Origin of the sequence: Dietzia sp. UBA5065, from assembly GCA_002415925.1 — a bacterium.
GTDB lineage: Bacteria > Actinomycetota > Actinomycetes > Mycobacteriales > Mycobacteriaceae > Dietzia.
This window is the reverse complement of the sequence record DIAZ01000033.1, coordinates 1-6,082: the sequence shown is the minus strand read 5'-3', so window position 1 is coordinate 6,082 and position 6,082 is coordinate 1. Positions and strand designations below refer to the sequence as shown.

The 6,082-nt window shown below is 68.7% G+C and carries 7 protein-coding genes; 5 read left to right on the top strand and 2 right to left on the bottom strand.

Annotated elements, in window-relative coordinates; genetic code table 11:
* Positions 1-26 precede the first annotated feature (26 nt).
* Together hsaC and hsaA are read right to left on the bottom strand one after the other, a co-directional pair.
* Positions 27-926, bottom strand: a complete 900-nt coding sequence (gene hsaC, locus B4M60_RS02415) for an iron-dependent extradiol dioxygenase HsaC (protein ID WP_291079946.1) — start codon at positions 924-926, stop codon at positions 27-29.
* A 32-nt stretch (positions 927-958) separates the two neighbouring features.
* Positions 959-2,134, bottom strand: coding sequence for a 3-hydroxy-9,10-secoandrosta-1,3,5(10)-triene-9,17-dione monooxygenase oxygenase subunit (gene hsaA / locus B4M60_RS02410; RefSeq protein WP_291079943.1), 1,176 nt, complete (start codon positions 2,132-2,134; stop codon positions 959-961).
* Positions 2,135-2,323: 189 nt separating this feature from the next.
* Between hsaA and B4M60_RS02405 the strand changes: the two genes are divergently transcribed.
* Genes B4M60_RS02405 through B4M60_RS02385 form a run of 5 tightly spaced genes read left to right on the top strand, consistent with a single transcriptional unit; the run spans position 2,324 to position 5,969 of the window.
* Complete coding sequence (locus B4M60_RS02405) at positions 2,324-3,544, top strand: Rieske 2Fe-2S domain-containing protein (protein ID WP_291079941.1); 1,221 nt, start codon at positions 2,324-2,326, stop codon at positions 3,542-3,544.
* Positions 3,544-3,939 (top strand): hypothetical protein, encoded by a 396-nt coding sequence (locus B4M60_RS02400; RefSeq protein ID WP_291079939.1) that lies wholly within the window; start codon positions 3,544-3,546, stop codon positions 3,937-3,939. The genes B4M60_RS02405 and B4M60_RS02400 overlap by 1 nt, the downstream gene beginning before the upstream one ends.
* Before the next feature lie 54 nt (positions 3,940-3,993).
* Positions 3,994-5,055: a ferredoxin--NADP reductase gene (locus B4M60_RS02395; RefSeq protein ID WP_291079937.1), complete on the top strand. Its 1,062-nt coding sequence runs from the start codon at positions 3,994-3,996 to the stop codon at positions 5,053-5,055.
* A gap of 24 nt (positions 5,056-5,079) precedes the next feature.
* Entirely contained in the window at positions 5,080-5,601 is a 522-nt protein-coding gene (locus B4M60_RS02390) for a flavodoxin domain-containing protein (RefSeq protein WP_291079935.1), read from the top strand.
* Positions 5,598-5,969 (top strand): zinc ribbon domain-containing protein YjdM, encoded by a 372-nt coding sequence (locus B4M60_RS02385; RefSeq protein ID WP_291079933.1) that lies wholly within the window; start codon positions 5,598-5,600, stop codon positions 5,967-5,969. Before B4M60_RS02390 ends, B4M60_RS02385 begins: the two co-directional genes overlap by 4 nt.
* Positions 5,970-6,082 lie beyond the last annotated feature (113 nt).

The following is a 6,082-nucleotide window of genomic DNA, read 5'->3' as shown; positions in this document are numbered from 1 at the left end:
GCCGTGTGTGCGCCCAGCCTAGGCGTCTACTTGAATCCCACGGAGAAGTCGTGACCCCACAGGCTCACGGCCGTCGACTCGCGCGCAACCCAGTCGGAGTCGTCGACCTGCACGCCCTCGCAGCCGTACTCGCAGTCGAAGCCGCCGGGCGTCTTCATGTAGAAGCTCAGCATCTTGTCGTTGACGTGCCGGCCCAGCGAGGCCGACATCCGGACCTTCTTGCGCAGCGCGCGGTCCAGCGCCAGGCCCACGTCGTCCGCCGAGGCGACCTCCACCATGAGGTGGATGATCCCGGTCGGGTTGGGGAACGGCGTGAACGCCAGCGAGTGGTGCCGGGGGTTGCAACCGAGGAAGCGGAGCCACGCCGGATCGCCGTCGGCCGGGCGGCCCACGATCTCCGGCGGCAGGCTCATCGAGTCCCGCAGGGAGAAGCCCAGGACGTCGCGGTAGAACTCCAGCGCCGCGACCTCGTCCGGGGTGGAGAGCACGATGTGCCCCGCGCCCTGGTCGCCGGTGACGAACTGGTGACCGTAGGGGGTCGGGATGCGGCGGTGCTGGAGCGCGATGGTGTGGTAGATCTCCAGCGTGAACCCGGCCGGGTCCTGGCAGGTGATCAGGCCGCGGACCTTGCGGTCCCGCCTGACCTCCTCCGGCGCCTCCTGCCAGGGGACCCCCGCGGCGTCGAGCCGGCGCCGGACGTCCTCGAGCTCCGCCTCGTTCGCGCACTCCCAGCCCACCGCGGCGAGCTTGTCCTGGGGCCCGGGGACGATGATCCACCGGTGCGGGTTCTCGTCCATACGGAAGTAGAGTGCCGTCGGGTCGTCGCCCTTGCCCTCGACAAACCCGAGGACCTTGGTGCCGTACTCGCGCCACGCGTCCATGTCCGTGGCATAGAGCCGGACGTAGCCGAAGTTGCTGATGGCCATAACAGTTCAGTCCTTTCGATCCGGATGACGGATCAGACCATGGAATCCGTGATCTTCTCGCCGAACTCGTTCTGTCCGAACATGATGTACGCCTTGGTCGCCTCGTTGGCGGCGTGGACGCGGCCGGCGTTGGCGTCACGCCAGAACCGCTGGATCGGCGAGGTGGCCTCGAGCGCGCGGGCGCCGGAGTTCTGGAAGAGCAGGCCGATCGCGTCGATCGAGCGCTGGGTGGCGCGGACCTGGTCGCGGCGGGCGCGGGTGCGGATGTCCATCCCGGGGTAGTCGCCCGCCTTGATGAGGTCCATCTCCTCGCGGACGTTGCGCATGAGCTGCAGCCACCCCGCGTCGATGTCCCCGGCGGCCTCGGCCAGGCGGACCTTGGCGAACGGGTCGTCCTTGACCTTGGTGCCGAAGGCGGCCCGGACGCGGTCCCGCTGGTGCTCGCGGTGCACCTCGTAGCAGCCGAACGCCATGCCGACGATGGGGGCCGAGATGGTGGTGGGGTGGATGGTGCCCCACGGCATGCGGTAGATCGGGTTGGTGTTGACCTCGAGGCCGGGGCTCTTGGTGGCGGCCATGAGGCCGAAGGACAGCACGCGGTGCTCGGGGATGAGCGCGTCCTTGACCAGGATGTCGTTGGACCCGGTGCCCTTGAGCCCGGCGACGTGCCACACGTCCAGGATCTCGTACTGCGACTTCTCCACCAGGAAGGTGCAGAAGTCGACCATCTTGCCGGCGTCGTCCAGCACGGGGCCGCCCACGAACACCCAGTCGGCGTGGTCGCATCCCGAGGACCAGGACCACTTGCCGTTGAGGACCAGGCCCTCCTCGGTCCGCTTCGCCGCACCCATCGGCGCGTACGACGAGGAGATCCGGACGGTGCTGTCCGAGCCCCACACATCCTCCTGCGCCTGCTGCGGGAACAGGGCCAGGTGCCAGTTGTGGATGCCGAGGATGCTGGCGCACCAGCCGGTGGAGGGGCACGCCGTCGCGATGGTCATCGCCGCGGTGTAGAAGGTCTCCATGTCCGCCTCGTACCCACCCCACTGGGCCGGCTGGCAGAGCTTGAAGAACCCGGCCTCGTCGAGCTCGGCGATGTTCTGCGGGTGGACCCTGCGCAGGTCCTCGGTCTCCTGGGCGCGCTCCGCGAAGCCGGGCAGGAGGGCCTTGATCCGGTCGATGACCTCGTGGTTGGCGTACTCGCTCATGTTGTCTCTTCCTGACGTGTGTGGGGGCGCTTCGTTGTAGAGTAGAACACGTTACAGTTTTGCACCAGGTTGGGAACCCGGGACACCAGGCTATGGCACCCCGTGCCAGCATTTACAAGCATTGGTTGTGGCCCGCATCCCGATTCTATAACCTGTTCTCATCAGGCTCACGCCATCAGGAGGATCATCATGACCGCACCCGGCTCGTCCCCCGGCGGCATCCGCGAGATCGACACCGGAAAAGCCCGGGAGCGGTACGCCCGCGGCTGGCACTGCATCGGCACCGTCAAGGAGTTCAGCGACGGCAAGCCGCACTCGATCCAGGCGTTCGGCACCAAGCTGGTCGTGTGGGCCAATGGCGAGGGCCAGATCAACGTCCTCGACGCCTACTGCCGCCACCTCGGCGGGGACCTCTCCGACGGCTCCATCAAGGACGGCAACATCGCCTGCCCGTTCCACGACTGGCGCTGGGGCGGAGACGGCAAGTGCAAGGGCATCCCCTACGCCAAGCGCGTCCCCCTGCGCGCCAAGACCCGCGCCTGGATCACCAACGTCCAGTCCGGCCAGGTCTTCGTGTGGCACGACCACGAGGGCAACCCGCCCCGGGACGAGGACGCGATCCCGGCCATCGCCGAGTACGAGACCGGCGAGTGGACCGACTGGGAGTGGAACCGCCTGGTGATCGAGGGCTCCAACTGCATGGAGATCGTCGACAACGTTGTGGACATGGCGCATTTCTACTACATCCACTTCGCGTTCCCGACGTACTTCAAGAACGTCTTCGAGGGGCAGAAGGCCACCCAGTACCTCAACACCAAGGGCCGCCCGGACCACGACCCGTCCGGCGGGAAGTACGGCGACACGCTCCTGGAGTCCGAGGCCTCGTACTTCGGCCCGGCGTACATGATCAACCCGCTCAAGCAGATGTACGGCGCCTTCGAGACCGAGGCGATCCTCATCAACTGCCATTACCCGATCGACCAGAACTCGTTCGTCCTGATGTACGGCCTGTCGGTGAAGAAGCCCGAGGGCTTCGACGACGCGACGTCGGCCAAGATGGCCGCGAAGATCGCCACGTTCTTCGGCGAGGGGTTCCTCCAGGACGTCCGCATCTGGCAGCGCAAGTCCTCGATCGCCAACCCGCTCCTGTGCGAGGAGGACGGGCCCGTGTACCAGCTCCGCCGCTGGTACGAGCAGTTCTACGTGGACCGGGACAAGGTCGAGCCCGAGATGCAGGAGCGATTCGAGTTCGAGGTGGACACCACCGCGGCCAACCAGTACTGGGAGAACGAGGTGGCCGAGAACATGCGCAGGCAGGCCGCCGGCGAGGCCGAGATCTCGGACGAGCAGACCCAGTACACCGGGATGGCCGAGGTCGCCGACGAGGCCGACGCGTCCCGCTCGACGTGATGTTCAAGCAGCACGACGCGCGGCGCGCGCCGACCTGGGACGAGACCGATCCCGAACGCGCCGCGCGTCTGCACGCCTACACCGACCTGGACCGCGAGACGTACACCCGGTCCGGCTTCCAGCCCGTCGAGTGTCGCACCTGCGGCACCTGCGCCTCGGTGCGCAAGAACAGCGTGAAGCACACCTCCATCCAGTGGACCGAGGGCGCCGACCGCGCCTGCCCCGTCCTCACCGAGTGGCGAGGGGGCGGCGAGCGGCCGAAGGGCGAGGACACCTGCCCCCGGATGCTCGCGAGCATCCGCTACGCCTACGCCGAGGGGCTGATCACCCTCGCCGAGGGCGTCGACCCCGCCGACGTCGACCACATGGTCAACCCCCTGTACGTCCCCGAGTGAGACGTCACCCGTGACCCCCTGCCCCGCCGCATCCAAGCGATAGGCTCACCACCCATGACAGACACCCCCCAGCTGGGCTCCTTCGTGCGCGAACTCATGATCGCCGAGGTGATCCAGGAGACCGCCGACGCCAAGTCGATCGTCTTCGAGATCCCCGCCGGATGCGAGGACGACTTCCGGTACACGCCCGGCCAGTTCCTCACGCTGCGCATCCCCAGCGAGCGGACCGGGTCGGTGGCGCGCTGCTACTCCCTGTCGAGCTCGCCCAGCGAGGACGCCCGGCTCAAGGTGACCGTCAAGCGCACGGTGGACGGGTACGGGTCCAACTGGCTGTGCGACCACGCCGAGGCCGGGATGCGGATGCACGTCCTGGCGCCGTCGGGCATCTTCACCCCCAAGATCATCGACCAGGACTTCATCCTCCTGGCCGCCGGCTCGGGCGTCACCCCGATCATGTCGATCCTCAAGTCGGCACTGGCCCAGGGGACCGGGCACGTCGTGATGGTGTACGCCAACCGCGACGAGAACTCCGTGATCTTCAAGGACGAACTGCAGCGGCTCCAGCGGGAGAACCCCGACCGGCTCACCGTGCTCCACTGGCTCGAGTCGGTCTCCGGGATCCCCACCGCCGAGATGATCGGCAACCTCCTGCTGCCGGTCGCGGCCAAGCGTCACTCCTACATCTGCGGGCCCGCCCCGTTCATGGAGACCGTCAAGGACGGCCTGCGCCGCTCGGGCGCCGACATGCGCCTCATCCACACCGAGGTGTTCTCCTCGATCGAGGGCGACCCGTTTGCCGAGATCGTGATCGACGACACCCCCGGGGACGACGCCGCCGGGCCCGCGACCGCGATCGTCGAGCTGGACGGCGAGACCCACGAGATCTCGTGGCCCCGGCAGACCCCGCTCCTGGACGTGCTGCTGTCCAAGGGCATCAAGGCGCCCTTCTCGTGCCGCAAGGGCGAGTGCTCGGCGTGCGCCTGCATCCTCAAGTCCGGCGAGGTCGAGATGATCCACAACGGCATCCTCGACCCGGAGGAGGTCGACGAGGGCTACGTGCTGAGCTGCCAGCTCCTGCCGAAGACCGATCGCGTCGAGGTGTCCTACTCCGACTGAGGGCGCTCCTGACAGACTGGGGGCGTGAGCTCCCCGGTCATCGCCTTCACCTCCAAGTACGGTTCCACCCGGCGGTACGCCACCGCCCTCGGGCGGCGGCTCGGCACACCCGCCGTGGACCTGGCCGAGTTGGACACGGCGTCCGGCGCCGACCCGCTGATCGTCCTGGCTCCCGTCTACGCCACCCGGATCCTCGGGCGCCGACGTGTCATCCGCGCGATCCGCTCGGCGCCCGGTCGGGTGGCCCTCGTCGTCGTGGCCATGTCCCCCGCCGACGACCCCGGGCGCGGCGACCTCGCCGACAGGCTCGTCACGGCCACCCGCCGGGCGGTCACCACGTTCCACCTGCGCGGGGACTTCGACCCCGCCCGCCTGACGTGGCCCGACCGCGCGCTCATGTCCGCGCTGCGACGGGAACTGCGCAGGACCCCGGAGGCGCCCGCGGCGAAGATGCTGCTGTCCGGCGAGCGGCTGGAGTTCGTCGACGAGGGCACCCTCGATCCGGTGGTGGCCTGGGCGGTCGACGACACTAGGGTCGAGCCATGAGCGAGTCCACGTTGCCCCCCTGCCCCGAGTGCGCCTCGGAGTACACCTACGAGATGCCGCCCCTGCTCGTCTGCCCGGAGTGCGCGCACGAGTGGACGGCCGACGCACCCGACGGCGGGCCCGCGGACGACCCCGATGCGGGCGGATCCCGTGAGATCCGGGACGCCGTCGGCAACGTCCTGGCCGACGGCGACACCGTGGTGGTGGTCAAGGACCTCAAGGTCAAGGGCGGCTCCGGCCCGATCAAGGTCGGGACTAAGGTCCGGAACATCCGGCTGGTCGACGGGCCGGGCGACCACGACATCGACTGCCGTGTCGACGGCTTCGGCCCGATGCACCTCAAGTCGAGCGTGGTCAAGAAGGCCTGAGCGGCCGCCCCGCCTAGCCCAAGGCGAGGCCGACCCCCACCGCCGCCGCGACGGGCACCAGCAACGCGCCGAGCGTCGCGGCGAAGCGCGCGCCGCCCATGGTGCCCGCGAGG